This is a genomic window from Ktedonospora formicarum (genome assembly GCF_016587355.1).
In the GTDB taxonomy this organism is placed as follows: domain Bacteria; phylum Chloroflexota; class Ktedonobacteria; order Ktedonobacterales; family Ktedonobacteraceae; genus Ktedonobacter; species Ktedonobacter formicarum.
The window spans coordinates 935,001-961,579 of sequence record NZ_BNJF01000001.1 but is presented as its reverse complement, the minus strand read 5'-3'; the positions used below and the strand labels follow the sequence as shown (position 1 = coordinate 961,579).

Here is a 26,579-nt window from a genome sequence, read left to right as displayed (position 1 = left end):
CGAGACCCATCATGCGTGAAGATGCTCAGGATCTATGTGAACCAGTTGTGAGAGGTCGCTCATCCTTTGGCGAGGCGGCTTCTTCAATAGATTCTCTCTCTGATTCCTCACTCAGCGCTGGTTGTGCTGTTTCCTCGTTGGTAACATCATCCTGAGAATTGACCTCCGCAACCATTGGTGACTGGCTGGCGGTATGATCTGGGTAAGGTATGGTTGCTCTCTGGGGTGTTTTCATCGGACTAGAGGCTAGGAATGGCTGAGATCGATGCTGCTTGCGCCAACGTCTGACGAGCCAGATTAGGATGGCGGCGGGGATAATATAGACGCTGAAGGCCAGTAGCCAGATGAGAATGGACACCAGAAATTGGAAGAAGTGTAACGAAGCCTGGAGGGCATCGTGTGTAATCTGCCCTATATTCCAGGTGTTGCTGGGTTCTGTGATTGCCGTTGAACCATCGTATGGCGGTTGAATGGTAATGGTGACTGGATAGAAGGTTGTTTGATCGTCGAGCGACTTTAGCGTGCCCTCTGCCTGCTCAATCTGGCCTTCAACCTCGGAAAGTTTGGACTCAATGCTCAGGAGATCTGACATCGACTGTGCATTCTTCATAAGATCTTGCAAGCGCTGCTGCTCTGTGCGTAAGTTCTTGAGACGCGATTGTGTATCAATGTAATCGTTGGTCGCGTTCTTGACGGTTTCATTGAGGCTGAGCAGGCGTCCATCATGCTTGCTGGGGTAATCGACCAGATAGCCACGAATGGCGGTATATAAACTGGATTGAACAGAGAAGGTCATCGTAATGTTGTAAGCATTGCCAACCAGTTGATATTGCATGCCCGATGAGGTAGATTGTGGGTCGGTGTGCGTGATCCAGTTCTGAAGATCGTTAGCGATGTTTGTGGTCTCTTTGGCCTCCATTGTAACGGCCAGTTGTTTGATAAGGTACTGCGGCGTGTAGTTGGTATTCGTTTGCGAGGTGCCGTTTGCTGACTTCTGGTTTTGTGACGAGGTGTCGCTAGCGCTATTCTTGCTTGTCGATGCAAACTCGCTGCTGGATGTTCCCGAAGATGTTGCTCCGCCGCAACTGGCAAGTAGGGTAAGCAGTAAGAGCAATCCGATAGAAATAGCGATCCATTTGACGCGAGACTGATATCTCTGACCCTTCATAGGTGCGCCTCCTGTGCCTATAAATAACAACAGTATGTGTAGACAACCATCTAAAGGTCTCCAACGACCGTAAAAGCGTGGTCACGTTGATGAATTTGAGCCTTACTAAGATGATGACGTCAAAGATGCGCTATTTGTTCCCATCAATATACTTCTTATTGTCAGTTACATTACGTGTTTTCACGCTTCAACTTCACAGAAACCTATGTGCTAAATGCATTTTTTATATGAAAATGTATCTGAATATTATGTTATGGGGTCTTGCTGAGGGGATGAAAGTGGGATGATTGATGGTACTATCTTTCATGGCGATTGAACAAGTAGCGCTCCTATGGCTTACGAAACCGTAGGAGCGCTACTTGTTCTCTATGAGATGGTAGAGGAGCCTAGCCTTTGAGGCCTGTTCCAGCTACACCTTGAATAATCTGGCGCTGGAAGAACAGGAACACGATCAGGACAGGTAGCCCACCTGCGATGGCTGAGGCCATAACCTGGGCGTAGCGAACACCATAAGAGCTCTGAACGGTTGAGAGTCCAACTGGAAGTGTCATCATATCAACGCCTGTGGCGACAATAAAGGGCCAGATGAAATTGTTCCAGGCTCCGATGAATGTCACAATGGCTACAGCAGCGATAGCGGAGCGAGCCAGAGGCATCCAGATCTGCCAGTAGACCCGAAAGCGACTCGCTCCATCCACAATTGCAGCCTCTTCCAGCTCTTGAGGGATACTATCAAAGAACTGTTTGAAGATAAACACCGCTAGAGGAGAAGCAATCTGTGGCAGAATAATTCCCCAATACGTATTTACCATGTTTAATTGCTGCATTTCGGTGAAAAGGGGCACAATCAGAATCTGACCAGGAACCATCAAGCCAGCCAGAATGATCCAGAAGAGCGGCTTGCTAGCGCGGAAGCGGATACGAGAGAGCGCGAAAGCCGCCATGCTTGCCAGCAGAATGACCAGCACAGTAACCGCGAGCGAGGTCAGAGCACTATTGAGATACCAGCGAAAGATGTTGGCGCTACTGAAAACGCTCTGATAGGCTACCCCTGTAAATTGAGTAGGAAGCCAGGTGACCGGAATTGTGGTGGTCTCACTCTCTGGCTTGAAGGAGGTATCAACAGCCCAGAGCAGAGGAATGAACCAGAGGACCGCCATAATAATGAGCAATATGAAAGCCAGCACACGCGAAATGGAAAGGCGTTTCCCTGGTGTTTTTGGCCTGGATGTGGATATGCTGGATGCGAGACTACTCATTGCCCTTTGCCTCCCCACGATAAAGGATAATAAACTGAACGATAGTGACGATGAGCACAACCAGGAAGAAGAGGTATGACATCGCGGACGCAAAGCCGATACGGAACGACGTGAAGGCTGTCTCATAGACATATTGCAGCACGGGGCGCGTCACAAAGTTAGGACCACCACCTGTTAACAAGAAGGGTTGCGCAAAGAGTTGGAGTGAGGAGATCACCTGAAGAATGACAACCGTTACGGTCGTATTGCGCAACAAAGGGATTGTCATGCTAATGAATTTGGACCAGGCGTTCGCGCCATCGATAGACGCAGCCTCGTAGGTTTCCTGAGGAATCTGTTGCAAACCAGCCAGGTAAAGCAGGAAGTTAAAGCCAACCGTCCACCAGATAGTGACAATGACCACGGACATCATTGCCGCATTGGGATCGGTTAGCCAACCCACTTCTTTCAGCCCGAAGGTGGTCAACATGCTATTGATTAAGCCATAACCTGGCTGATAGAGCCAGTTCCAGATCAATATAACGACCGAGACAGGCAAGACATAGGGAGCGAAGAAGGCCAATCGGAAGAGCCAGCGCGCGGGAATCGCCATATTGGCGAGCAATGCTAGCACCAGGCTAAGGATAACCAGGATGGGCGTACTAATAATCGTGAAAAGGAGCGTATTGCCCAGCGCGCCCCAAAGATTGGAGTCGCCTAGTGCCTCTACGTAATTGCTCAGGCCAAGGAAGGTATCCGTACCGGTGCCAGCCAGGCTCCAGTTAAAGAAGCTCATACGGAAGCCGAGAATCACCGGCCAGATAAGAAATATCGCATAGGCAAGTAAGAATGGCAGCACAAAGGCGAAACCAGTCAACTCATTGCGCCACCGTGCTCGGGTCCTGGCCTGTTGAGCTTGCCGCGAGTGGAGCGCTGATTTTTGTTCAAGCATAACTTCTGACATAACAAGTCCTCTCTACAGGGTGCTCGTCTAGAAAGGCGTAGGCGTTTTGAGCTGTTTGATCATCGCATCGCGGAACTGCTTGACGCCCTGTTTAGGAGTCAGATGCCCTCCGATTACAGCCTGGAAGGCTGCTCCTGCCTGGGTCTCCATCTCGGAGGCCGCGCCCGCGAACCAGACGGAGGGATCGTAGACAACATGTTTCGCTTCCTCGGCGTAATGGGATTGTGGAGTGAGCTTTTGATACTCACCGCTGGTTGCGACTGGCAGGTAGGTAGGAATATGCCCACCTTGTGCCCAGATCTGACTATTCTTGAGGAGCTCGCTGATAAATTTGATACTCAACGCCCGGCGCTGGGAATCGACAGCGTTCTGACGAGGCAGGACGAGGGCGTGAGAGTCGGCCCAGGTTTGTTGCCCACCAAAGATATTGGGATAGAGCGTCATATCAAAATTAGTCTTCTGGGTCTGGTAGGTCGTTACCTCCCACTCACCGTTCCAGTGGAAGCCTGCTTTGCCACTACTGAAGAGTGCTACAGAGCCCGCATAGTCTGCGGTAGTAGAACCAACCTCTTTGCTCATGCGTAACAAGAAGTCGAGCACCCTGGTCGCTTTATCCTCATCGAGAATGAAGTCTTTGCCATCGGCGGAGAAATATGGACCGTCAAGCTGCCCATAGAGAGCGCAGAAGACACGCCAACAGCTTGATGGATCACCCACAGGAAAAGAAATACCCAGATTGCCAGAGGCTTTTTTGGCTTCCCTGAAGGCATTGAGTACATCGTCTTCGCCCTGGAATGGGAGAAGTTTTCCCGTGGAATCTAGTAGGCCAGCCTTCTGACAGACGTCAATGTTGTAATACATGACCAGAGGGTGCGTATCCAGTGGCACCGCATAGAGTTGATTGTTATAGTGTGCCTTCTGCCAGACCGGCGCGACAAAATTCTCCTGGCTAATGTTATTGCTCGCGAGGGCTGAGAGATCAAATGGCTCCAGGAGTCCACTTCCTGCATACATAGGCAGACGTGACATATGTAAGATGGCTACATCAGGGGGACGACCACCAGCCGCCGCCATGGCAAGTTTCGTATAGTATGGCGTGCCCCAGGAGAGAGTGACTGCTTCCAGATCAACGTCCTGGTTTGCCTGCTGATATTTCTGCACCATTTCGAGCATGCGCTCGCCATCGCCACCTCCCAACAGATGCCAGTATGTCAGGTGTGTTTTTCCCGCTCCCAAAGCGGTTGTACCGCATGAACTGAGGATACTAGCCAAAGCCGTGGCCCCTAGACCGAGAGCAGCCGCGCGCCCCAGGAAATCTCGGCGCGTGAAATGTCCAGATTGGACAGGCTCAGAGTCTGGTGAGAATAAACGCTGCTCAGAGACCATATGCGATCCTTCCTTTATGAATATGCTCCTCTGAAGAGGCAGTTCAGCACGACGAAGTCTATGATAAATCTATATGATTGTTAGATGTCTGCACTATAAGTCGATAACACGCTGTGCATGAAGCTCATAGATATAGGTGAAGGAGCCGTTTAACAACGGTTTTTTGGGAATAGGTATGATAGTGGGAAAGCTCAAGAAGGCGAAACACACATCATTGGACACCTCGTAAATCGACATTGATAGCGTAAATAGAGACCTCAAACATCATCGTGACCTCGCGTTTTACAACGTTGTAATGCTCTTTACAACGTTGTAATGAACTGTACCATATAAAATTTGCGTTTGTCAATATAGTTGATGTTGAATATTTGGTAGCAATAATTCTTGTTTTGCTAAGCAAAAAGCGCTTGAGTGCTCTAGAAATATCGATTATGCCTGAATTGTAATTCTCTGTTGCTTCTGCAAGCATCCTATGATTGGATTGATTCGTACATTGACAATCGTAAATTCAGCGTGGTATAGTTCTCAACATTGTAATTCTCGTAGTTCTGTGCCAAAGGATTGAAAAACACGTGCCGACGACACTCAAAGACGTTGCCTTACGCGCGGGGGTCTCAATTAAGACCGTATCAAATGTGATTCATGGGACAATTCATGTCGCAGATGAAAAGCGGGAGCGTGTCGAGGCGGCGATCAAAGAATTGAATTACCAGCCAAATCTTTCCGCGCGGCATCTGAGGAAGGGGCGCGTGGGAGTTCTCGGGCTGGTGGTACCAGAACTAACTAATCCCTATTTTGCTGAGGTGAGCAATACTATTATCGCTGCCGCTGCTTGCCAATCGTACACCGTGCTGGTGGATACAACGGGTGGATTACGCGAGAATGAACGTGTTGTTATCAATGGGTGGCGCCAGCAACTGCTCGACGGCGTGATCTTGAATGCTCTTGCTCTGGAGCAGGAAGACCTGCATCCCGAACGAGTCGAGACCCCTATCGTTTTGTTGGGTGAGCGCTTTCTTGATGTCCCTTATGACCACATCATCATTGATAATGTCGCCGCTGCATATGAGGCGACTCGCCATCTCCTGAGTCTGGGACGGAGGCGGATTGCTGCCATTGGTTTGCGCTCAGATCTCCTCCGGCAAACAGAAACCTCCGAAATGCGTTTGCATGGATATCTTAGCGCCTTACAAGAGGCTGGTATCGCACATGATGAGGCGCTGATTCCTACAACGGTGACTCCTTATACGCGTCAGAGCGGTTATATTGCTATGCGCCAACTGCTTGAAAACGCTGTTTCTCTGGATGCAGTCTTTTGTTTTAATGATCTGATGGCTCTAGGGGCGTTGCGAGCACTACATGAGGCTGGATTATATGCTCCCCAAGATGTCTCGATTGTGGGCTTCGATAACATTGAAGAAGGATGCTATGCTCTGCCCTCTTTGACAACCATTGCCCCTGATAAGCAGCAGATCGGCGAAACCGCAGTCCGCTTCCTGTTGGGGCGGATCGAAGGCACACGCACAGAGCCACCCGAGCGTGTTCATGTTCCATTCACCCTGATCAAGCGCGAAAGCACGATGGGGCGTGCCACTTTCTAATTTTTATCTATTCCTTTTCAAGATCAGGTGTCTCGCGACGCTAGCGCGCCTTTGAGCACATGAATGTACGTGCCTGCACATATTTGAACCCCCTCACCACCACAGGTGATAGTGAGGGGGTTCTGTTGTGAACGATCCTGGTTTTATACATTAGCTTGTGGAATTGCGAGGAGAGAGCGGAGATAGGGATTGAGGAAGACTCCATCTGGATCGAGTTGGGCGCGAATATTGAGGAAGTCGTCCCAGCGGGGGTAGAGCGTGGCGAGCCTGTCTGCTGTGAGCGTATGCATTTTGCCCCAGTGGGGCCGTCCCTGGTAGCGCTGAAAGATCTCCTCGATGGCTTGAAAATACTCTTTATAGGGCATGCCGCGATACATATGGACTGCGATATAGGCCGAGTTGCGCTGGTATGCCGGACTGAGCCAGATGCCATCTTCGCGCACAAAGCGGCATTCGATGGGAAAATGCACCTGAAATTTGTTTTTCTCGATGCACTGGTGAATCTCATTGAGCACAGTCGTAAAGTGCTCGGCGGGGATATTGTACTCCATTTCCTGAAAGCGCACCCAGCGCGGGGTCGCGAATACGAGGTGGCTATAATCAACCTCGTCAACGTTCGAAATACCCAGGGCTGAGATATGGCTGACAGTGGGTGTGAGCCGTGGGAAGAGGCGGCAGGACTCGGAGAGTAGCCCATATAGCCAGTTTTCGAGTACGACCTGATTGAGTGTGCTCCAAATATTACCTCCCGCATTGGGGGCGGCTTCTGTCTCGCGTGCGAACTTGGTCTGTACCCACTGTGTATGTGGAAAGAGATAAAACTCGAAGTGGCTATTCTCCTGTTTGTAGCGCTCCAGGTTTTCCAGGCATGTCGTCAATGTCTCGCGCTGGCTGCGGTAGTGGAGGCGCTTACTCGGAACGGTGCGTAACTTGATGCGTGCCAGAACACCCAGGCTTCCCAGCGAAACCTGTGCAGCCTGAAAGATATCGGGATTCTGTTCGGATGAGCATTCAAGCTCCTCGCCTTGCGCGGTAATCAGCGTGAGCCCTACAACCTGCGTGGCGATAGTGCCGAAGCCGACACCAGTACCATGAGTGCCTGTGCTAATAGCTCCCGCAATACTCTGAACGTCGATATCTCCTAGATTTTCTTGAGCTAGCCCGTTGGCGTGGAGCAACTTACCCAGGTGATTGAGCCTGGTCCCCGCGCGTACGGTAACTATGTCGTGCTGGTTCTCATCTTTTTCAATGTGCTCGATCCCTTGCCAGTTATCCAGCGAGAGTAAGGTATCATCAGTCTGTACCAGGGGCGTGAAGGAATGGCCTGCCCCCACCACACGTAATTGTCCGCCTGCCTTTGCCGTTTGTTGTACAATCTGGCGTAACTCTTCCACGCTTTGTGGTTGGGCGAAGTTCTTGGGGTGACCCGTAACGGAGCCAGACCAGTTATGCCACTTGCGTCCTTCTCCTGGCGCTTTGGGAGTTGCTGTCTGTATGCGATGGCTCATAGACACACCTCTTTAAGTATGTAAGTAGCGAGTATGAGCAGTGATTGAGAGATGCTAGAGGAAGCATTGACCGTCACCGCGATAGGTTGGGACTTCATCGACAATAGCCCCGGCCTGTACCAGGAGCAGATGTGTGAAACGTTCACAAAGTTCACCGGCCTTCGCATGTCGCATGAAGATGGGATCCCCCAGGTGCAAGTCTAATTTGCCCTGGTAATGGATTGGCGTCTGGACCTCGCCAGCCCCTTCTAAGGCATCAAGTTTTGTCCCCTGGGGAAGATAGGGCTGTGCCTGTTTGTCCGCGCCCACAGCTCCCGAAGCCGTATAGCCGCCACCCTGGCAGGTGTAGATATGGGAGCGTGGTTGGCGGACGATTTCGATGGCATAGCCAGCCGCTGGTTGATAACGGAAGGCGTGGAAATTGTCAAAGAGTGTGGGCGAGTAGAAACCCGATCCAACCGTTACCTCAGTGACAGCGGCCTCTTGTTTCGTTGTATGCAGACTCCCAGTGCCACCACCATTCACAATGCGGATTGGAAGCTGAGCCTCCTCTCGAATAAATTTGACTATTGCCGCGCGACGCTGGGTGATGTCAGATAGCGAGCGGCGTTTTAGCAGACGAACAATGACATTCTTCGGTCCTTGTCCGGCGAACGCATCACCCAGACCTGCTATCTGGGCCTCATATCCCATGATGCCATCTAATGTGAGATGGTCCGACTTCTTGATGTAATCAACCAGTGGTCTTACATCTTCAACCGTGCGTAAGGGCGAGCGTCGCACCCCAAAGTGGAGACCGGGGAGCGGGAGCGACATATCGATATCCAGACAGAGTGGCAGGTGTGCTTGATGCTGCTGAGCGATACGTTCGGTATGCTTGATCTGTTCAAGGCTATCCACCATCAGGACAATTCGCTTGTCTTGCAGGCTGGCCTGGGCGATAGCTGCGATATCGTGTTCCTGCCAGGTTGGATACCCAAGCAACAGGTCTGTGAACCCTTGCTCCGCTAGATAGAGAGCCTCGCGTGCCGTGAAGCACATGATTCCCTGAAAGCAGGCATTGGCAGCCAGGACCCGTTGAAGTAGTGCGCGACTGCGAAGTGATTTCGAGGCCAGGCGAATGTGTTTATCACCAGCCTGGCTTGCGATGCGCACAATGTTGTCGTCGAACAAATCAAGATCTATGAAGGCAAAAGGCCTGGCGCGATCTCTGAACAATTCTCGATAATACTCATAGCGTGCATCGAGATTTTGAGGTGGATAGTTTGGAGGGCGTGAGACGGGCTCTTGCGATGCCATGACCGAAATAGATGCTTTGTTTTGTGACATGACTCAAATCCCTTTGATAGGCAAATAAGAGGTCAACAAAGACGGTATGGATGTGAGTGTAGCATTCAGGTAAGAGCAAGGTCAAGCGTATGCAGGGTATATATGGTCTTAGCTAAAGAAGGGGTGGTCGCGCCCTTCAAGAAAATGGTAGACGCGTAGACGGATGGAGGGGTGCATACTCAGGTACTCAATCTCGGCAGGGGTGAAAAATGCTACTTCAAATGACTCCGCGCTTCTACTGAGTTTGCCGCCAAGGAGTTTGCAGGCAAAGCAAATAGAGAACTGCTGTCTGACCTCGCCATCAGAAAAGGCGATGATATGCTTGGGATCAGTATAAATGCCAATGATCCGCTCAGGTTGTACATCTAAGCCAGTCTCTTCTTTTACTTCGCGGATGAGGGCCTCGCTAATGGATTCGCCCAGTTGCATTGCGCCACCCGGTAGTGCCCAGAGATTGTTATCACTACGTCGGTGGAGCAGGATTCTCCCCTGCGGGTCAGTAACGATTGCCGAAGCTGCGGGCACCAGGCTATTAGGTTGCGGTGCGCCGGAATAGTTGTAGTAGTCAACGCGTGTCATGCGTGGTCGTGTATCTCCCAGGCTCTAGAATAGCATGCTTCTGGCTATTGTAGCATTTATTTTTGCGAGAGAGAACTCTTTGAGACTATTTCGGGGGCTTTCCAATTCCAATATCAAGAGAACAAGTTATAACCTGAATTTAAAAGATAATGACCACCTTCATAATGCTTGCCGCGTTTTAGAAACTTTCAAACTAGAAAGTTTCTAAAACGCATAGCTAGTCAGCTTGTAGCACTTGCGACCTACGCTTTATGCTTTTTCCTTTAACATTTGATTATGGATTGAAGGGGCTTGCAAGGCTACTTTTATGAGTCCTTGCCCTATGAATCGATAGTATTGCATAAGTTATATCTTTGATGTTACAATTAACCCATGCACCTTGCCAACCACAGCCTTCTTTGGCACTGTTCGGGTCATAGGGAGCAAGAATTCTTGCTTTTCCTAAGTTGTTATGATGTGTATATCTATATACATGCTTTGTTGTTTTCCACTCCATGACCCGGTAGGGTATTTTGAACCGCGAGCTTCTTGCCACCTACTCCTTTTCACAAGACGCGCCTACTTGCTTTATTTCCTGTGGCTCAAGCTTCTTCTAGTGTGTCGACCGAGCGGAAGACGGTTCTGGAGCACGCGATCAATGTTGATTGCGGCCCTAAGTGTGAGCGCTGTGGATAGGTTCAGTGGTGAACCTTTCTGGTGTGCAGGGTGTTGTTGAAGATGAAATGCGCACTGTTTAAAGACCATTGACCGCATCTTTGTTCCTGCGTGATCCCAGAATTATGGGGCGTATCTTTCTTTTCACCGGTGCGCAACCTTGCTCGAATCGATGAATTGAGGAGTATGAAAATGAGTAGCTCGATTACACGTCGCCATTTGCTTGTTGAGGGCAGCAAAGTCGCTGTTAGCGCGAGTGTCCTGGGTTCGCTGCTTGCGGCCTGTGGAGGCTCAGATGCAGGTGCCTCGGGTAGCGTTTCGTTACGGTATTGGGTATTAGGCTATTCTCCTAAAGGCGCTAATAAGACTGGGATGCTTACTGATGCCGCCGTTGCCGCCTATAAAAAGGCCCATGCGAATATTAAGGATATATCCATTACTGGCTATACAGGCGATCAGGCAGGTTTTACGAAGCTTGTGCAGGCCGTCCAGGGGGGCAGTACTGTCGATGTCTTCCGCCTGCCATCCGATGTGCTCCCCGAATTGGTAAGCTCGGGCTCTGTGGCTCCCATTGATAGCTATCTCACCGACGATGATAAGAACGATATTATCCCATCCATCCTTGAAACGGTGAAGATCAATGAAAGTTATTATGCCTGGCCGCTGTGGGTTCCACCGGTGGGTATGTTCTTGAATCTGGATATTTTCAAAGAGCGTGGTGTTGAGGTTCCCAAGGACGATTGGACGTATGAAGAGTTTGTTGATATTGCCAAGCGTCTGACCTTCAAACGTTCTGACGGTCAGCAGGTCTATGGCTACACAGGTGTTGTTGACGCTGGTGTCGTCAATACCTGGCCTATCATTATGGGTGATGGCGGTACCCCTTTGAGCAGCGACAACAAGAAGTATACTTTTAACACGCCTGAAGGTATTAGTGGTCTGCAAAAACTGGTTGATCTCGCGCTCAAACATAAGGTCACACCTCCTGACTTTGGCACGCAGACTCCAGCTGACATGATAACCGGTTTTAGCGAAAAGAAGAACTATGCCATGTATAGCGAACCAAGTGGCTCTTCCGCTACGTACAAGGCGCTGAAAATGAACTTCACCGTCAAGTCCATGCCAATTGGTGCAGGTGGGAAACCCCTGACGACAGGTGGTATTGGCCTGATTTCCGTCGCTAGTATCCCAGATGAAGGGAAGCTCAAGGCGGCTATGGATATGGCTCGCTATCTGACGAGCGCCAGTGTCGGTAAGGATGTGAGTGGCTACTTCCTGGCTCCGGGCGCACGTAAATCAGTTGAGGTGAATGATCCGATCAGCCTCTTCAAGCCCTTTGTTCCTTATACATACATCACGCCCATTATCCCTCAGTGGCCCCAGATTCGCACCCTTCTGCATGAGCAGATCCAGAAGGCGGTTCTTGGTAAGATCTCACCAAGCCAGGCGCTCAACAATCCCGCGAGTGAGATTAATTCACTCCTCAATGGCTAGAGCCAGTTTTGCTATCCAGGCAAAATTTGGCTTCTAGGAGAATGCAGCATGTCGGAAGTCTCTCTCGAAAAGCAGGCTGGCAAACGGCAACGTGGTCCCGTTGCCAGCCTGCAACGTTTCTTTAAAGCGCATGGGTGGGGATATGCCTTTATCATCCCCAGTATGCTTGCCTTCATTATCTTTATTCTGATACCGGTCATCTGGGCCTTTGTCATCTCCTTCCAGAGCTATAGTTTTACCTTATTCTGGAATGGAAAATGGGCTGGCTTTAATAACTACATCAATGCCTTTACGACGAGTAGCGGCATCTTTGGGGCCGCGATCAGGAACACGCTGTACTATACCGTGATTACAGTAACTGCGAATATCCTGATTGCATTGATCCTTGCAAGCTTGATCCAGGGACGCAGCAAAGGCTGGCGCACCTTCTTTCTTGCGGCCTACTATCTCCCGGCGGTGACGAGCGTAGTGATTATCGCGATCACCTGGCGCTGGATCTATAATAGTGAATATGGATTCCTCAACTATCTGTTAGGACTGGTTCATATCGCGCCCGTGCGCTGGCTCTCAGACCCGAACATTGTCTTGAATAGCATTACACTCTCAACAGTGTTAACGATACCCGCGACTGGTGTTGTGCTCTTCAATGCCGCGATGGGCAGTATCCCGCCAGAGTTCTACGAGGCCGCGAAGCTTGATGGCGCGGGGGCATTGCGCCGCTGGTGGCATATTACCTTGCCGCTGATCAAGCCCACTACTTTATACCTGGTAGTCCTGTATACCATTGCGAGCTTTGAGGTCTTTGAGAAGGTCTTTGTCATGGTCCCGGCGGGAGTTGGTGATGGCTCACAGGTAATTGTCACCCAGATTTATCAGAATGGCTTCCAGCAATTCCGCTATGGTATTGCCTCGGCGCAGGCCTTTGTGCTCTTCTTGATGATTGCTTCGGTGGCATTGGTCCAATTCCGCTTCTTCAAGTCAGACGTGGAGTATTAAGTATGGCGTTCAAACTGGAAACTTCTCCCTCGCGACCGGTGCGTATGCGTAGGCGCGTGAACCTATTGCCCTGGATTATCCTGGCGATAACGACCTGCATCTCGCTCTGGCCGATGTACTGGCTATTTGTGACCGCGTTGACGCCTACGACCTTTACACTCAAGACGCCGCCAGATTTTATTCCCTTGCACGCGAGCCTGTCGAACTTTCAGCGCTTGTTGGGTCAGGCCTCTCAGTACTGGTCATGGGCGACGAATAGTATTGTGGTGGCGGGCTGTATTACCATTTTCCACATCTTCTTTGATACGCTGGCCGGTTACTCCTTTGCCAAGAAGACCTTTCCTGGTAGGAATCTCTTCTTCTGGTTGATTGTGGCAACGATGATGGTGCCAGCCTATGTGACGCTGGTGCCGATGTATCTTGTGACACGCAACCTGCACCTGCTCAATACGCTCTGGGCGGTGATCCTGCCTGGTCTGGCAAATGTCTTTGGCATCTTCCTGATGCGCCAGTACATTCAGACATTGCCATCTGAGCTTCTTGATGCGGCGCGTATCGATGGCTGTGGTGAATTAAGGGTGTTCTGGCATATTATTTTACCTCTCTCCAAGCCTGCTATTGGCGCTCTGGCTATCTTTACATTCGTGCGTCATTGGAATGACTTCCTCTGGCCTCTGATCGTACTGACTGATAGCACTGCGTATACATTGCCGGTTGGTGTGGCTGGACTGCAAGGTGAGTTCTCGACTGACTATGGCATCATCTTCGCAGGAGCGGCACTGGCGGCTCTGCCGATGATTATCTTCTTCCTGATCTTCCAGCGCTACTTCCTGGAGGGGGTGCGTATGGGAGCGCTCAAAGGCTAAACGCTTTATCTATGCGCTAAGAGTGGGAGAGAGATGGCAAGCAGCTATCTCTCTCCTTCTTGTTTAATAGCGGAGTGTAATGGCCTGACCGCGAGCAGGCTGGCTTTCATTATGTAGACGGTCTACAGCGGTTATATAGTATGTGTATGTATTCCCTGGTTGGGCGCTTGTATCCACAAACGATTGTTGAGTGCTGCTCTGGTTACGTGCGACGGTTACGAGCAAGGGGGGGCTGACTCCACCACTGTAGCCTGTATATGTTGGTTGTCCATTTCCACCCAGACGGTAGACGGCGTAGTAGGCTGTGGTATTGTTGAGAGCATCATTCCATAGGAGGGCGACCCCAGCCTGACCTCCCGTTGCTTGAAAGCTCTGAAGGTATTGCGGAGGCTGAGGAGATGTCTGCCCTAACCAGGACATCGTGGGCACCAACGCAGGCTGACTGTAGATGTCATTGATCAGGCGTTGCTTGAAGCCAAGGCGATTGGCATTCAAGTCTTTGAGGCTGAAGAAGATGCTGCCCTGGACCTGGGGATATCTAGCATTGAGCGCAAGTTGATTGGGCATCTCGTCAGCGTTGAGCCAGTTGGAGGGCGAGCTTGAGCCAATTTTATACGCGGCCTGTCCAATGTAGAGCTGAACGTGCCCCTTGGAGACCTCATTGGCCCACCAACTGACAAGCTTCTCATAAGCTGCGGCTGGATAGCCGATATTCCAGTAAATCTGGGGTGCGATATAGTCGAGCCAGTTATTTTTGATCCAGGTACGCGTGTCGGCGTACAAGTCGTCATAATTGGTCACTCCTGCGGTGGTATCGGAGCCTGTGGGATCGACCGATTTATTGCGCCAGACTCCAAAGGGACTAATGCCAAATTTGACGAAGGGTTTGATCTGCTTAATACGCGAGGAGAGGGAAGAGACGAAGAGGTTGACGTTGTCGCGTCGCCAGTCGTTTTTGTTGGCGAAGCGGCCTGCCCCATAGCGTTGATAGGTTGCGTTGTCGGGGAAATCCTGTCCATCTACTTTGTAGGGATAGAAGTAATCATCCAGGTGAACGGCGTCGATATCGTAGTTACGAACGACTTCTAGAATGCTGTTAATAATAAACTCGCGCGCGGACGGCTCGCCTGGATTGTAGTAGAGCTTCCCTCCATAGCTTATGACCCACTCTGGATGCTGGCGGGCGGGATTATTGGTGGCGAGTTTGTTGACATCGCCCTGCATACTGACGCGGTAAGGATTAAACCAGGCGTGAAATTCAATGTTGCGCCTGTGCGTCTCGCCTACCATAAAGGCCAGGGGATCATAGCCTGGATCTTTCCCCTGCACTCCTGTCAGATATTGAGACCAGGGTGCGTACTGTGAGGGATAGAAGGCATCGGCGGCCGGGCGTACCTGCACCACAGCAGCATTCAACCTCATTTGTTGAAGCTCGTTCAGGTGAGTAATATACTCCTGTTTCTGGGTCTCTGCCGGTAAACCAGGTTTCGAGGGCCAATCTGTATTCTCGACGGTGGCGATCCAGGCCGCTCGCAACTGACGTTTGGCTAACGATGAACTTGCGAGTGTGTTGCTGTTAGCTTGGATTGTAGCTTTGGTTGCTTCGTCGGCGGTGACTATACCTGGCAAGAGGCTGAGGGCTATCATGACACTGAGGAACGTTGAAAGTGACATGAGCTTGCTCACGCGGCGGAGACGGTCTAGCGAAAATCTCATCAGGTGGCGTTCTCCATTCGTGGATGAAAGATGACGAAAGATAATGAATAGCGCTACACAATCTGATTGTAGCATGTGACTTGAAAAGACAAATAGAGCTTAAGAAATATTGTGATATACTATCAAATACAGTGACACTCTTCTTGTTCGACAGTGAAGCCTCTCAAAAGTTTTCGCGAAAACATTGAACTTTCTGCGTATAAGGAGTGGTGTTGAGGCGTTTGAACTCCGAGAGGCTTTTGTGTTTCGCTGGCGAATGGAATCCATTAGATGTGATAGAATAGGCATGGAAGATGCTGACCTTGTGAGCTATCATCTTTTCGTTCGCACTTGTCTTTGTAGGCGGCTTTGTGGGTTGGTCAGCATAGGCAATTAAATTACACTCTTGTGAGGAGATTTATTTATGATTACTTCCCCTAAATCGACGATTGTAGATTATATTGTGCCGGGTCGTGGTTCATCGCGGGCTGTGGCTCTGTTACGTGATGGACTGTTAATTCTCGGCGTAAGCATCTTAATGGCGCTCTCTGTGCGTGCGCGTATCTATCTTCCCTTTACGCCAGTTCCGTTGACCTTGCAGACCTTCCTGGTCTTGTTGGCAGGGGCGGCCCTGGGAAGTAAGCGCGGGGCGCTCGCGATGCTGCTCTACCTGGCTGAGGGGGCCGCCGGCCTGCCCGTGTTCACGACAGGTGGAGGCCTGGCAAGTCTGGTAGGCCTGACGGCTGGCTATCTCTGGTCATACCCTGTTGCCGCCTTTGTTGTGGGCTGGCTGTGTGAGCGTGGCATGGATCGTAGCTATCTTACCTCCATCTTTGCCATGCTGCCTGGGGCGATCCTGAATCTCGCCGTAGGAACTCTCTGGCTCGCGATTCTTGGCCTTCCGGCTGCGCACGGCATTGATCATGGCTTTGTGACGGCCATGCTGGCTGGCTTTGTGCCTTTTATCCCGGGTGAAGCGATCAAGATGGTCATTGCGGCGGCCCTCTTGCCTACCGCCTGGATGGTTGTACGTCGAACCAACAAAGTGTCATAACTTTATCCAAAAGTAAAGAGAAGCGCGGCCACATGTGGCCGCGCTTCTCTTTACTTTTGGGTATATATCCCTATGCTTTGATAATGCCATACTGCAATTTCATGAGGAGGATACGCTCGACAGCTTCATCAACTCGTTGCTGGGTCAGCTCTCCGCTCTGGACCGCCTTTTGTAAAGCTTCGATGACGCCCTCTACCTGCGTACTATCGTAAGGTCCCTCGATCATATCATTTCCCGCGACGATAGCCATCACCGCTGCCTCTGGGATACTCCACTTGGCTGTGATACCTTGCATATAGAGTCCATCAGTAATTACGACACCATTATACCCCAGCTCCTTACGGAGTACGCCATTGATGGCTTTAGGTGACAGCTCCGCTGGCAGGTCAGGGTCAATGGCTGTTGTCACCACGTCTGTTGACATAATCATGGCTGGATGCTCGTTTTCGATGATCTGCTTATATGGCGCGAGATCGATTTTGTCTAAATCCTGACGGCTGCGGTTAACAATGGGAAGCGTATTGTGAGGATCATCATTGCTGGTAAGCGATCCCAGGCCGGGAAAATGCTTGAGTGTACCAATGATGTTATTCTTTTGCAACCCATCCAGGAACTGCCCCGCGTATGTCGAAACGGTTTGAGCGTTCGTACCAAAGGTGCGCATAGAGAGGAGTGGCGGTGTCGCAGTCGCGACGTCGACTACTGGCGCGAGGTCAGTATTGATGCCAAGCTGCTTCATATGTTCGGCGGTTTGAGTCCCGGCTTTAAAGACGGTTTCAGGATCGTCGCTGGCTCCGAGCGTTGAAGCCGAGGGAGTCTCGCCATAGAAGGTTGCCAACTTGTTGACCTCTCCACCCTCCTGATCGATGGCGATCAGCAAAGGAATCTTCGCGTCCTGGTTCGCTGAGATGGGGATTTGCTTGGCGGTGTCAATGGTGTTGCTTGGTGGATCGAAATTGCCATTTACGGATTGATAAAGATAACCTCCGACATGCTGTTTGGAAACCATATAAGAGAGCTCTGAACCCTCATAGGTGGCACCCATGTACTCTACCATAATAAGCTGTCCCAGCTTCTCTTCAAGCGACATTTGCTGTAGAATACTTTTGGCTTTCGCCAGGCGTTGCGAGAGCGCCAAATCTTCGGCTGTATTCTCATCACCCTTGGTAGTTGTTTGGCGCGTAGGCGTCGGTGTAGGGGTGCTGACCTGTTGTTGAGGAATATTAGCACAGCCTGTGAGAAGAAGGATTAAACAGCAGATTGAGAAGAAAGAACGTTGTAAAACAGTTCGATGTATAGGATACGCAGTTGGTTGCGATTGCTTGATCATAAAAGTTTAAAGCTCCAGCAAAAATAGAAATGTATAGTCAACCTGGCACCATTGTACCAATCTCCCCACTTAATGTAACGCAAATCATCCATATTTGTTTTCAAAATCTTCCAGATATCCCACATATCTGGTTACAAATGTAGCGAAGCAACGCTTGCAAAGAAAAACACTTCATCATTGTTGGAGCTCTTTGCTATCTTTAGTTACCGCATAAGCTCAAGGCTTTTTAGTTTAGCGAGGTGCTTGAGCGTTGAGAAGGCCTTGTCTTGAAGAGCGGAAAGAACTTTTTTGTGGTGGAATGCGTGTTCCTCTAAAGAAAGTAAGATCACCATGCTACTCTTAAGATAGCAATGAAAGGAGATGATACATGGCGGTCATAGGCTGGAAAGCTGGGGCAGAACAGTTTGCACCGCAGGAATTGCTAGAGTGCGCTCTGGTCGCGGAAGAGGTGGGCTTTGAATCCATCGATGTCAGCGACCATTTTCACCCGTGGAGTGAGGAGGGACAGGCGCCCTTTGCCTGGACATGGCTGGGGGCTGTTGCTGCGCGTACACAGAAGATTTCGATGGGACCAGGAGTTACCTGCCCTATCTTGCGCTATCATCCCGCGATTATTGCACAGGCGACGGCGACACTTTCACACTTTGCCCCAGGTCGTGTGTACCTTGGTCTGGGGGCTGGCGAGGCCCTTAATGAATATCCAGTTACTCACCACTGGCCTACCTATACTGAGCGTCGGGAGCGCTTGAAAGAGGCCATTGAGATTATACGAGCTCTTTGGGCCGGCGAGAAACTCTCGTACGCTGGTAAATATTATCAGACCAAGGAGGCCAAACTCTACACTCCTCCCAAGAGTGCTATCCCCATTTACATCTCAGCTCTCGTCCCAGAAAGCGCCCGTTTTGCTGGCGAATATGGTGATGGCCTGATAATTGTTGGTGGAAAGCCGGAAGATCTGTATAAGCAGGTGCTTAAGAATTTTTCTGAAGGGGGGCGGGCGGCAAAGAAAGACCCTGACAAAATGGCGAAATTGATTGAGCTTAATATGCTCTATACCAATGATGAGGAGACCTCTATTCAGCACCTCCTTACCTATTGGGCGGGAACTTTTGTACCTGCTCTCTTTAATCAGAAGATTTATTCGCCTGCCATGTCTGCTCAGAATGGAGAAGTTGTTGGCCCGGATACAGTGCGTAAGACCTGCTGCGTTTCCGGGGACCCCAAGGTGCAAGCGCAGTATATTCAGAAGCATATCGACCTTGGTTTCGATCACATCTTTGTCCATTCTGGTGATAAGGATCAGAAAGATTACCTGCGTCGCTTTGGAAAGGACGTTTTGCCGCGAGTACATGCAATGGTTGCAGCTCATTAATCTTCCGAGGCTGAAATGACACATAGATTAATGCAAGCATTTTTAAGCGGTTAAGAAAAATATAAATACATAGAAATATAGTAATAAAATATGGAGTTACCATTTTATGCAGATCTCACCCATTTTAGAGCGATTTCGTCAGTATAGTGGTGATGCGCAGATCATGCGTATCTATGAAAAAGCAGCTTCGCTACAAGGTTTACGTGTCTTACATATAAATACAACTGCTAGAGGTGGTGGAGTCGCTGAGATTCTCTCTGCCCTGACACCGATCACAAATACGCTGGGGATTACACATGCTCGGAAAGTCATTCAGCTTGATGAGGCATCTGGGGCCTTGATGGGCCATCTGGTGGATCTTTTGCAAAACCATGATGAGCCTGGAGCAATGCCAGAACGCGATGTGCAGATCTTTCTGGAAAAGTTGAGTCATTCGTTGATCCGCACTCCCGAACTCGATGCAGATATCTATGTTATACACGATTTTCAGTTAGTTCCCCTGGCGCAATTGTTTTCATGGCTACAGCCTGCGTTCTGGTTCTGCCATGTCGATACCGCGCATCCCAATCCTCACGGTGTTCAGTATGTACGCCAATTTCTGGATGACTATGAGTTGGCGGTCTTTAACACATCCGCTTCTGTGCTACAAGATCTTCCATTAGAGAAGCGACAGGTCATTAACCTGGGCATTGATCCTTTTGTCGACAAAAATCAAGCGATGGATCGTACCGAAGGCATTGAGCGCATTCGCCGATGTGGCCTTGATCCTGAGCGTCCCCTCCTTACTCAGGTCGCTCGTTTTGGGCGCTGGAAGGACCCATGGCAAGCTGTAGATATCTATCGTTTGGTTAAGGTCCAGGAGCCGCATGTGCAATTAGCTCTGGTTGGTGCCATGGAGGCCAGCGATGACCACACGGCAATGGAGGTGCTTCAGAGCGTAAAGCGATATGTGGGCGAGGACCCTGATGTCCATTTTTTGTACGATCCTCAAAGGATTGGGAATCGCGAAGTTAATGCCTTTCAGCGCTTCTCTAACGTAGTGCTTCAACGCTCGCAGCGTGAGGGATTTGGTCTCACGGCGACCGAAGCGATGTGGAAGTATCAGCCTATCATTGGAACCTCTTCGACTGGTTTGCGTTCACAAATTATCCACGAAGAGAATGGCTATATTGCCGATGATGTTGGGGCAAGTGCGTTCTATGCACTGCATTTGCTGCATCACCCAGAGATTAAGGATCAGCTAGGTGACCGGGCTCATGCCTATGTGCAGCAGCACCATTTACTTCCTGGTATGCTCGAAGACTACCTGGACTCACTCCTACACATTTGCCAACGTTGTGAAGTGCGTCGCCATGGGATTCAAGCTAATCCGGAAAGCATGGAAAGTGCTACGAAGCATGAATCTTCACAACGTGAAAGGATCGCTGACGGCGCTACCGATTAATGCGCCGTGTCGGGCGCTTGTCAATGTTCCTCAATAGGAGCGCATTGACAAGCGCTTTTTGAGTTCTTTTATTGATGTGAATGCATCTTTGAAGCTGGGGTAGCTTGTATCCTAAATGGAAGATAGTAAGTTAACATGTTGCAGTACGGAAGATAGAGGTGCTCCATTCATTGCCTGGCGTTTCTTTGGAGTAGAGCATGAAATTTCCTCTTAATTCTGGTGAGTGAACTGATTGCCAGTAACCTGATGGTGACGGCAGAGCTAGGAGCCGTCTCCATTGCCCTCTCCTTTGTGATCGGTATCTGCAGGCATCTGCTCTTCCCTGTTTCGGTGCCCCTGGTTTGGATCATGATCTGACGTGCACCATTTGGCTGGATTGAGAGTATACCTGCATTGATCTGGCTGGCTACCTTAAGTTTTATAGCGGCAATACAGCGATTGTTGGTAAGGGGCTTGGGAGCGTGAGCACCATCGTGCTTATCGTTCTAAGCGCGATGGTGTTACAACCCCTCAACATGTAGGCAATACACTGTGAGAATTCGATGTTGCCATGGTGAAATCTCTGGGTGTGGTTGGCTCGTTTCCATTATGCTGCAATGGCGTGAAAGGCTGTACTGGGACAACGCGTTGGACCCGCAGACTCCATACTTCTGTTGACCTAAAGACGACTGCTCTGTAGCGTGCCGCATCTATAGCCCATCTTTGGTATTAGAACTCTCTTGCATTGACAGGGATGAGGCTCCTTCATATACTGTGGATGGCAGGATACGCTAGGGAGCGTGCTAATTAGCCATAAGAGGGGTCAGGCTATGTCATTTACGCAAGATGAATTGCAGGCGTTGAATTCGATTCTTGAACAGCGGCTTTCCGCTCATCGTCGTGAACTAGAGCGTTCTTTAGATCATCGCTTTAATGCTATGCGGCGAGAATTTGAGCAGCGCCTTGTGACGTTGAATCAGGAACTCTTGCGTGTTATCCCACGCCATCTGAATATTCAGCAGGCACGTATGAAAGAGGCGTTGGGTCAGGTGACTTCTTCCCTTCGAGAGGGCGTTAAACAGTCGCAGGAGCAGGGATTGGAACGGCATGAAGAGCGCCAACAGATCCAGTTTCAGCAGGCATTGGAGAATTCTTTAGCTGCCCAACTTCTGGCAATAGAAGAGTTGATTAAGCAGTATGTGCCAGAACAGGATACAACTCTTCAGGGGATGCCGCAGGCACCTGAGTTTGAGTTTGGCGCAGAGTATGACGCGATTGAATTGCAAACGGAGATCTCCTGGGACGATATGGCATCTGTTGTCGATAAAGTCGTAGAGCAACGCCTGACGACCACAAGCGATTCGCTTCAGGAAAGGCTTCTGGAGGTGCAGAACTATCTTGCCGTGCAAATGCAGAGCTTGCATGCTGACCTGCTCCAGCACCTGCCCTCGTTCCCTAATGGGATGACTAGCATCCAGGAGATTTTTAGCAGTATCCAGCAATTGGAACATATCATTGAGTCTATGCAGGTTGCGATGAACGCGAACCATGCCCTGCTCTCCAATCGTATCTACCACCATCAGCAATTACCCCTGGAGCGCGCACACACCAACAACCATACTCCTCGCCCTCCTTCTTTCTCCTCAAATATTAAGAAGTCGTCCTTCCCTCTCCTGACTGAGCATGATGAGGAGGAGGATGAACACACGGAATCTTCACAGGAACTTTAACCTGTTGTTAGATTGAGACGTGTGGATCGAATGAGGTTTGCATTTTAGCCATCCCTCTTTCTTCAGTGGTGTTGACAATCTCTCGCAGTATCTTCGTAAGAGCTTGTCACTTACGGATGAGCATGTTATAATGCTCATCCCTGGCGATGATGTGCAATCTCATCAGGGTGGTTTTCCTGTGCTTGTTTTTCTCCTTACGGGTTGGTAGCTTGCCATCCCGGCTTTTGCATGCCACAAATTCTGATTAATCTTCTTTTGTTCCTACACTGATCGACTCCTTTGTGTTTCTAACTTACGCCTGGATGTCTGCCGCTAATACTCCTTTGCCACGTGAGCGAACACAATTCGCAAAGTAGGTGAGATGGTATTGTGTGTGCGCTTCGCATTGTTCATCGTGTTACCTATCTCATTTGTTAATAAGGAGGTGATATGTTTCCCTTTTATGTTGAAACGGCGTTCACAGCTTTTCGCCGCCAACTTATCTATCGCTGGGCCAATATTTCGGGCCTGATAACTAACATCTTCTTCTGTGTATTGTTCAGTTATGTTTTGCTCGCGCTCTATCATGTGCGCCCCTCAGTTCCGGGGTATAGCATCCAGGATAGCCTGCGTTACACCTGGTTGTTACAGTCATTACTTATGGTCATCACGCCCTTTGGTTGGATGGACTTGATGATGACTATTCGTACGGGAGAAGTTGTCTCTGATCTGAGCAAGCCTTGCGATTTCTGCTGGTACTGGTTTAGTCGCGAAGTAGGGAGGAGTCTCTATTTCCTGTTCTTTCGTGGGCTGCCTATCTACACGGCGGGAATGCTGCTCTTTCAGATTGGTTTACCGATGAGTTGGTCAAATTGGGGGGCGCTTTTGTTGATGCTTCCATCCGCGATATTGCTTGGCATCGTCTATCGTTTCCTTTATAACCTGCTGGCGTTCTGGATTATTGAGGGGCGCGCGATAGTGACGATGGCTGTAGTGCTTTCGCTGTTCTTTACTGGTTCATATGTCCCTATCTACTTTTTACCTTCGTGGCTTCAAAATATCGTGGCCTGGCTGCCTTTCAATGGCTTTATGAATGTTCCCACGCTGGCCTTCCTGGGGAAGATGAGTCTTTCTACCTTCTGGTTTGAGCTGGCTCGCCAGATTGGGTGGTTGTTGCTCCTGGTCCTTGTAGCGCGTCTATTGACAACCATTGCTACCCGCCGTGTGGTCTCGCAGGGGGCTAGAAGAGGAGTTTGTGACGTATGTCGCTATCTCGCTGGAACAAACTTTGGCATGATCTGTTGCTCTATCGTTATTTGATAGGTATTCAGGTGAAGGCCCAGTTTCAATATAAAATAAATTTGCTGATTGATATTAGTACATATCTCGCTGTGACGGGATTGGAGTTCGTTGCGCTCTTGCTCTTCTTTGGGCCATTCCCGGATATGCTTGGCTGGAAGATGGGTGAGGTGGCTTTGCTCTGTTCGGTGATGAACCTGAGCTTTGGTCTGGCCGAACTGGTGGGCGCGGGAATCGATAACTTCTCGGAGACCATTCGCCGAGGTGAGTTTGACCGCGTGCTCCTGCGCCCAACAGGAGTCTTTCTCCAGATTATTGGGAGCGACTTTCGCTTGCGCCGCCTGGGGCGTATCTCGCTGGGTATCCTGGGGTTTGCCTTTTCGCTCTCTCTCCTGCCAAACTTGCATTGGACCTGGAGCAAATTGCTGCTCCTGCCTCTTGGTATTGTGAGCACAACGGTGATCTTCTTATCGATCCTCTTGCTGGGTGCATGCATCTGCTTCTGGACTGTCGAAGCCGTCGAGATTACAAACGTGCTCTCGTATGGCGGTCGTGAGATGTTGAGCTATCCACTGACGGTCTATAACGGGCTTTTGCAGCGTATCTTTCTCTTCGTGGTGCCACTGGCTTTTGGCTCATATGTTCCTGTCTGTTATGCGCTTGGGCGTCCACTCCCCTTTGGTATGTCCGAGTGGTTAGCGTTTTGTTCACCGCTTCCAGCGGTGCTCTTCGCCTGTGTGTGCGGTGGCTTCTGGAGCTTTGGCGTGCGCCATTATCAGAGTACAGGTAATTAAGGGCATTATTAGAAAGGAAGACCCATAATGTCTGCGATGATTGAGATTGAGCATATGTCAAAGACGTTTCGCTTGGCACGGCGGCGCCCAGGCCTGCTGGGAGGCTTGCGCAGTATCATCAATCCTGAGATGCGCACGGTGCAGGCTGTACAAGATATCTCGCTCCGCATTGAGAAAGGCGAGATGATCGGGTTGGTGGGGCCGAATGGCGCGGGAAAGAGCACCTCCATCAAGATGATGACTGGCATTCTGATGCCTACAGCAGGCTCTCTGCGCGTGGCTGGTTTGGTGCCAATAGAGCAGCGCCGCGAACTGGCATCACGTATTGGAGTGGTATTTGGGCAGCGTACTCAGCTCTGGTGGGATCTGCCACTGATCGATTCGCTTCGTTTGCTTCGTCATCTCTATCGTGTCCCCGAGGAGCGTCACCGCGCGAATCTGGAGCATCTACGCGAGATGCTTGATCTTGATGAATTTATTGATACGCCTGTACGCCAGCTCTCGCTTGGTCAGCGGATGCGTGGTGATATTGCCGCCGCGCTTCTGCACGATCCCGAGATGCTCTACCTTGATGAGCCAACGATTGGCCTGGATGTGGTTGCCAAGGCGCGTATCCGTGAGTTCCTCTTGCATCTCAATGCCGAGCGAGGTACAACGGTGCTTCTGACCACCCACGATATGGATGATGTCGAGATGCTCTGCCCACGCATGGTGATTATCGATCATGGTCGTAAGCTCTACGATGGCTCTGTCTCCGCGATTCGCGAGCGTTTTGGTGGTGAGCGCACGCTGATTGCTGTGCTTGATCCGTCTGACCTGGATCAATTGGCGCGGAGAGACGCGGGTGAAGTGTGCTTACAAGGTTTGCCTGTAGGCGTGCGCCAGATACGGGCCGAAGGCCCGCGTGTCTGGCTTGGTTTCGCGCGAGATGCTCTGCCCGCGCATGAACTAGTGGCCTGGTTGGGAGGGCGTTATCGTCTGCGCGACGTGACCTTCCAGGAACCCGAGATTGAGGATGTGATTCGCCGCATTTATGAGGAGAATCTGCTCCTTCAGGATGTGCAAGTGATTGCCTAGTAGACAGATTGGTGTAATGCATCTCTGCCCTTTTCAGCTTGAATGTTGAGCTATGGAGCAGAGATGCGTAGCGCATCTTCGACTTCGTTATCCTCGAAGGGGAGGCGCTTTTGAAACGTGAGGGCATCCTGACGATACGCCTCCGGGCCTTCATATAGTTCCCTGAGTAAAAATGCTTTGTAGGTGTGTAAGAAATGCCTCTCAAAGAGAAGCACCTGCTCGCATAGTGTGCTTAACTGCTTTCGTTCGTTTGGATTTTTTGGTACGAGATAGTTCCACCGCTGGCGGCATAGCGTATAGACATCCTCAATGAGCCTGCTCCACTCGTCTCCGATATACTGGCGATATAGAATGTGACAGTCGCTTTTGCGAGTGACATACTGTCCCGACTTGAAAGCTAGTAGAGCCGTTGCCGCCCAACCTGTCGTGCGTACCAGATTGCGTGTAGAGAGGGCTTCGCGCCCATCGCTTAATTGTATTGAGCGATTCATATAGCCGTAGAACTCATCATTTTCATTCGGATACGCCAGTCGCAGGCGTGCATGTCTCCGGTATATGGTAGTTAACAAATAATAGACGGCATGCATGCGCTCATGGGCCCATTGTTGGATGGTGACGAGCGGATAGCGTCCGCATATATCTTCCCCAAAGAGCAGGCAACCACCCAACTTAAGTGTAGGTGTTATGCCCTGGGTTTGCAGGTCTCCCTCGCTGAGCAGCGAGATGTCTATCTCAATAGCGTGCTTTCTGGCGGTGTCCTCAAGCCTCTGATTCAATTGTTGAACTGCCTCTAGTTCGTCTCTAGTTTGTGATGGTTGCTTAAAGACAATGTAGAGGTCTACATCGCTTGTCTGCAATGCACTTGCATCGGTATAGCTTCCAATGAGGTAATAGCCAGCAATCCTTCTAGTGAAAGTTGATTCATAGTGCGCAATGATTCGACACAACAACCAATCGATAGCGGTATTTTCTGTGGTGTTAATGAGAGTAATGGGTGGCATGTTGACCCTTTCTACCTATAGGATGAGGTAATGGGTGCCATA

Annotated in this window: 21 protein-coding genes; 11 read left to right on the top strand and 10 right to left on the bottom strand. The window is 50.2% G+C overall.

Going from position 1 to position 26,579, the window contains the following annotated elements:
- Positions 1-25: 25 nt before the first annotated feature.
- The 4 genes from K3T82_RS04215 to K3T82_RS04200 form a co-directional block, all read right to left on the bottom strand.
- Positions 26-1,168: a DUF4349 domain-containing protein gene (locus K3T82_RS04215; RefSeq protein WP_220192237.1), complete on the bottom strand. Its 1,143-nt coding sequence runs from the start codon at positions 1,166-1,168 to the stop codon at positions 26-28.
- 386 nt (positions 1,169-1,554) lie between these two features.
- Positions 1,555-2,427 carry a carbohydrate ABC transporter permease gene (locus K3T82_RS04210; RefSeq protein ID WP_220192236.1) on the bottom strand — a complete coding sequence of 291 codons (873 nt, stop codon included), beginning with the start codon at positions 2,425-2,427 and terminating at the stop codon, positions 1,555-1,557.
- Entirely contained in the window at positions 2,420-3,370 is a 951-nt protein-coding gene (locus tag K3T82_RS04205; RefSeq protein ID WP_220192235.1) for a carbohydrate ABC transporter permease, read from the bottom strand. Before K3T82_RS04205 ends, K3T82_RS04210 begins: the two co-directional genes overlap by 8 nt.
- Before the next feature lie 27 nt (positions 3,371-3,397).
- Positions 3,398-4,756, bottom strand: a complete 1,359-nt coding sequence (locus K3T82_RS04200) for an extracellular solute-binding protein (RefSeq protein WP_220192234.1) — start codon at positions 4,754-4,756, stop codon at positions 3,398-3,400.
- Positions 4,757-5,328: 572 nt separating this feature from the next.
- Between K3T82_RS04200 and K3T82_RS04195 the strand changes: the two genes are divergently transcribed.
- The gene (locus K3T82_RS04195) at positions 5,329-6,357 is read left to right on the top strand and encodes a LacI family DNA-binding transcriptional regulator (protein ID WP_220192233.1); all 1,029 of its coding nucleotides are present in this window, start codon (positions 5,329-5,331) and stop codon (positions 6,355-6,357) included.
- A gap of 143 nt (positions 6,358-6,500) precedes the next feature.
- On the opposite strand, the gene K3T82_RS04190 is transcribed toward K3T82_RS04195, so the two are convergent.
- The 3 genes from K3T82_RS04190 to K3T82_RS04180 form a co-directional block, all read right to left on the bottom strand.
- Positions 6,501-7,865: a D-arabinono-1,4-lactone oxidase gene (locus tag K3T82_RS04190; protein ID WP_220192232.1), complete on the bottom strand. Its 1,365-nt coding sequence runs from the start codon at positions 7,863-7,865 to the stop codon at positions 6,501-6,503.
- Between the two features lie 54 nt (positions 7,866-7,919).
- A complete protein-coding gene (locus K3T82_RS04185) occupies positions 7,920-9,194 on the bottom strand; it encodes an amino acid deaminase/aldolase (RefSeq protein ID WP_220192231.1) in 1,275 nt (424 codons plus the stop codon).
- Positions 9,195-9,302: 108 nt separating this feature from the next.
- Positions 9,303-9,773 (bottom strand): NUDIX hydrolase, encoded by a 471-nt coding sequence (locus tag K3T82_RS04180; protein ID WP_220192230.1) that lies wholly within the window; start codon positions 9,771-9,773, stop codon positions 9,303-9,305.
- Between the two features lie 846 nt (positions 9,774-10,619).
- On the opposite strand from K3T82_RS04180, the gene K3T82_RS04175 reads away from it, so the two are divergent.
- The 3 genes from K3T82_RS04175 to K3T82_RS04165 are packed head-to-tail and all read left to right on the top strand — an operon-like array spanning position 10,620 to position 13,783.
- Positions 10,620-11,921 carry an ABC transporter substrate-binding protein gene (locus K3T82_RS04175; RefSeq protein WP_220192229.1) on the top strand — a complete coding sequence of 434 codons (1,302 nt, stop codon included), beginning with the start codon at positions 10,620-10,622 and terminating at the stop codon, positions 11,919-11,921.
- Between the two features lie 48 nt (positions 11,922-11,969).
- Positions 11,970-12,917, top strand: coding sequence for a carbohydrate ABC transporter permease (locus K3T82_RS04170; RefSeq protein ID WP_220192228.1), 948 nt, complete (start codon positions 11,970-11,972; stop codon positions 12,915-12,917).
- 2 nt (positions 12,918-12,919) lie between these two features.
- Positions 12,920-13,783: a carbohydrate ABC transporter permease gene (locus tag K3T82_RS04165; protein ID WP_220192227.1), complete on the top strand. Its 864-nt coding sequence runs from the start codon at positions 12,920-12,922 to the stop codon at positions 13,781-13,783.
- A 63-nt stretch (positions 13,784-13,846) separates the two neighbouring features.
- On the opposite strand, the gene K3T82_RS04160 is transcribed toward K3T82_RS04165, so the two are convergent.
- On the bottom strand, positions 13,847-15,499 hold the full coding sequence (locus tag K3T82_RS04160) for a glycoside hydrolase family 10-like protein (RefSeq protein WP_220192226.1): 1,653 nt from the start codon (positions 15,497-15,499) through the stop codon (positions 13,847-13,849).
- A gap of 403 nt (positions 15,500-15,902) precedes the next feature.
- Between K3T82_RS04160 and K3T82_RS04155 the strand changes: the two genes are divergently transcribed.
- Positions 15,903-16,532 carry a biotin transporter BioY gene (locus K3T82_RS04155; protein WP_220192225.1) on the top strand — a complete coding sequence of 210 codons (630 nt, stop codon included), beginning with the start codon at positions 15,903-15,905 and terminating at the stop codon, positions 16,530-16,532.
- A gap of 70 nt (positions 16,533-16,602) precedes the next feature.
- Here the strand turns inward: K3T82_RS04155 and K3T82_RS04150 are convergent, their stop codons facing one another.
- Positions 16,603-17,862, bottom strand: coding sequence for a glycoside hydrolase family 3 protein (locus K3T82_RS04150; RefSeq protein WP_220192224.1), 1,260 nt, complete (start codon positions 17,860-17,862; stop codon positions 16,603-16,605).
- A 367-nt stretch (positions 17,863-18,229) separates the two neighbouring features.
- Here K3T82_RS04150 and K3T82_RS04145 point away from each other — a divergent pair, with 367 nt between their 5' ends.
- The 6 genes from K3T82_RS04145 (at position 18,230) to K3T82_RS04120 (ending at position 25,536) form a co-directional block, all read left to right on the top strand.
- Complete coding sequence (locus tag K3T82_RS04145; RefSeq protein ID WP_220192223.1) at positions 18,230-19,234, top strand: TIGR03557 family F420-dependent LLM class oxidoreductase; 1,005 nt, start codon at positions 18,230-18,232, stop codon at positions 19,232-19,234.
- A gap of 106 nt (positions 19,235-19,340) precedes the next feature.
- Positions 19,341-20,678 carry a glycosyltransferase gene (locus K3T82_RS04140; protein WP_220192222.1) on the top strand — a complete coding sequence of 446 codons (1,338 nt, stop codon included), beginning with the start codon at positions 19,341-19,343 and terminating at the stop codon, positions 20,676-20,678.
- Positions 20,679-21,487: 809 nt separating this feature from the next.
- The gene (locus K3T82_RS04135; RefSeq protein ID WP_220192221.1) at positions 21,488-22,387 is read left to right on the top strand and encodes a hypothetical protein; all 900 of its coding nucleotides are present in this window, start codon (positions 21,488-21,490) and stop codon (positions 22,385-22,387) included.
- A gap of 429 nt (positions 22,388-22,816) precedes the next feature.
- Positions 22,817-23,686 carry an ABC transporter permease gene (locus K3T82_RS04130; RefSeq protein WP_220192220.1) on the top strand — a complete coding sequence of 290 codons (870 nt, stop codon included), beginning with the start codon at positions 22,817-22,819 and terminating at the stop codon, positions 23,684-23,686.
- Positions 23,629-24,459, top strand: a complete 831-nt coding sequence (locus K3T82_RS04125) for an ABC transporter permease (protein ID WP_220192219.1) — start codon at positions 23,629-23,631, stop codon at positions 24,457-24,459. Before K3T82_RS04130 ends, K3T82_RS04125 begins: the two co-directional genes overlap by 58 nt.
- A 27-nt stretch (positions 24,460-24,486) precedes the next feature.
- Positions 24,487-25,536 carry an ABC transporter ATP-binding protein gene (locus tag K3T82_RS04120; protein ID WP_220192218.1) on the top strand — a complete coding sequence of 350 codons (1,050 nt, stop codon included), beginning with the start codon at positions 24,487-24,489 and terminating at the stop codon, positions 25,534-25,536.
- Positions 25,537-25,586: 50 nt separating this feature from the next.
- On the opposite strand, the gene K3T82_RS04115 is transcribed toward K3T82_RS04120, so the two are convergent.
- Positions 25,587-26,537 carry a nucleotidyltransferase domain-containing protein gene (locus tag K3T82_RS04115; RefSeq protein ID WP_220192217.1) on the bottom strand — a complete coding sequence of 317 codons (951 nt, stop codon included), beginning with the start codon at positions 26,535-26,537 and terminating at the stop codon, positions 25,587-25,589.
- Between the last annotated feature and the right edge of the window lie 42 nt (positions 26,538-26,579).

Coding starts and splice junctions, on each gene's coding strand:
- K3T82_RS04215 (WP_220192237.1), bottom strand. CDS start 1,168: ATGAAGGGTCAGAGATATCAGTCTCGCGTCAAATGGATCGCTATTTCT.
- K3T82_RS04210 (WP_220192236.1), bottom strand. CDS start 2,427: ATGAGTAGTCTCGCATCCAGCATATCCACATCCAGGCCAAAAACACCA.
- K3T82_RS04205 (WP_220192235.1), bottom strand. CDS start 3,370: ATGTCAGAAGTTATGCTTGAACAAAAATCAGCGCTCCACTCGCGGCAA.
- K3T82_RS04200 (WP_220192234.1), bottom strand. CDS start 4,756: ATGGTCTCTGAGCAGCGTTTATTCTCACCAGACTCTGAGCCTGTCCAA.
- K3T82_RS04190 (WP_220192232.1), bottom strand. CDS start 7,865: ATGAGCCATCGCATACAGACAGCAACTCCCAAAGCGCCAGGAGAAGGA.
- K3T82_RS04185 (WP_220192231.1), bottom strand. CDS start 9,194: ATGTCACAAAACAAAGCATCTATTTCGGTCATGGCATCGCAAGAGCCC.
- K3T82_RS04180 (WP_220192230.1), bottom strand. CDS start 9,773: ATGACACGCGTTGACTACTACAACTATTCCGGCGCACCGCAACCTAAT.
- K3T82_RS04175 (WP_220192229.1), top strand. CDS start 10,620: ATGAGTAGCTCGATTACACGTCGCCATTTGCTTGTTGAGGGCAGCAAA.
- K3T82_RS04170 (WP_220192228.1), top strand. CDS start 11,970: ATGTCGGAAGTCTCTCTCGAAAAGCAGGCTGGCAAACGGCAACGTGGT.
- K3T82_RS04165 (WP_220192227.1), top strand. CDS start 12,920: ATGGCGTTCAAACTGGAAACTTCTCCCTCGCGACCGGTGCGTATGCGT.
- K3T82_RS04160 (WP_220192226.1), bottom strand. CDS start 15,499: ATGAGATTTTCGCTAGACCGTCTCCGCCGCGTGAGCAAGCTCATGTCA.
- K3T82_RS04155 (WP_220192225.1), top strand. CDS start 15,903: ATGATTACTTCCCCTAAATCGACGATTGTAGATTATATTGTGCCGGGT.
- K3T82_RS04150 (WP_220192224.1), bottom strand. CDS start 17,862: ATGATCAAGCAATCGCAACCAACTGCGTATCCTATACATCGAACTGTT.
- K3T82_RS04145 (WP_220192223.1), top strand. CDS start 18,230: ATGGCGGTCATAGGCTGGAAAGCTGGGGCAGAACAGTTTGCACCGCAG.
- K3T82_RS04140 (WP_220192222.1), top strand. CDS start 19,341: ATGCAGATCTCACCCATTTTAGAGCGATTTCGTCAGTATAGTGGTGAT.
- K3T82_RS04135 (WP_220192221.1), top strand. CDS start 21,488: ATGTCATTTACGCAAGATGAATTGCAGGCGTTGAATTCGATTCTTGAA.
- K3T82_RS04130 (WP_220192220.1), top strand. CDS start 22,817: ATGTTTCCCTTTTATGTTGAAACGGCGTTCACAGCTTTTCGCCGCCAA.
- K3T82_RS04125 (WP_220192219.1), top strand. CDS start 23,629: ATGTCGCTATCTCGCTGGAACAAACTTTGGCATGATCTGTTGCTCTAT.
- K3T82_RS04120 (WP_220192218.1), top strand. CDS start 24,487: ATGTCTGCGATGATTGAGATTGAGCATATGTCAAAGACGTTTCGCTTG.
- K3T82_RS04115 (WP_220192217.1), bottom strand. CDS start 26,537: ATGCCACCCATTACTCTCATTAACACCACAGAAAATACCGCTATCGAT.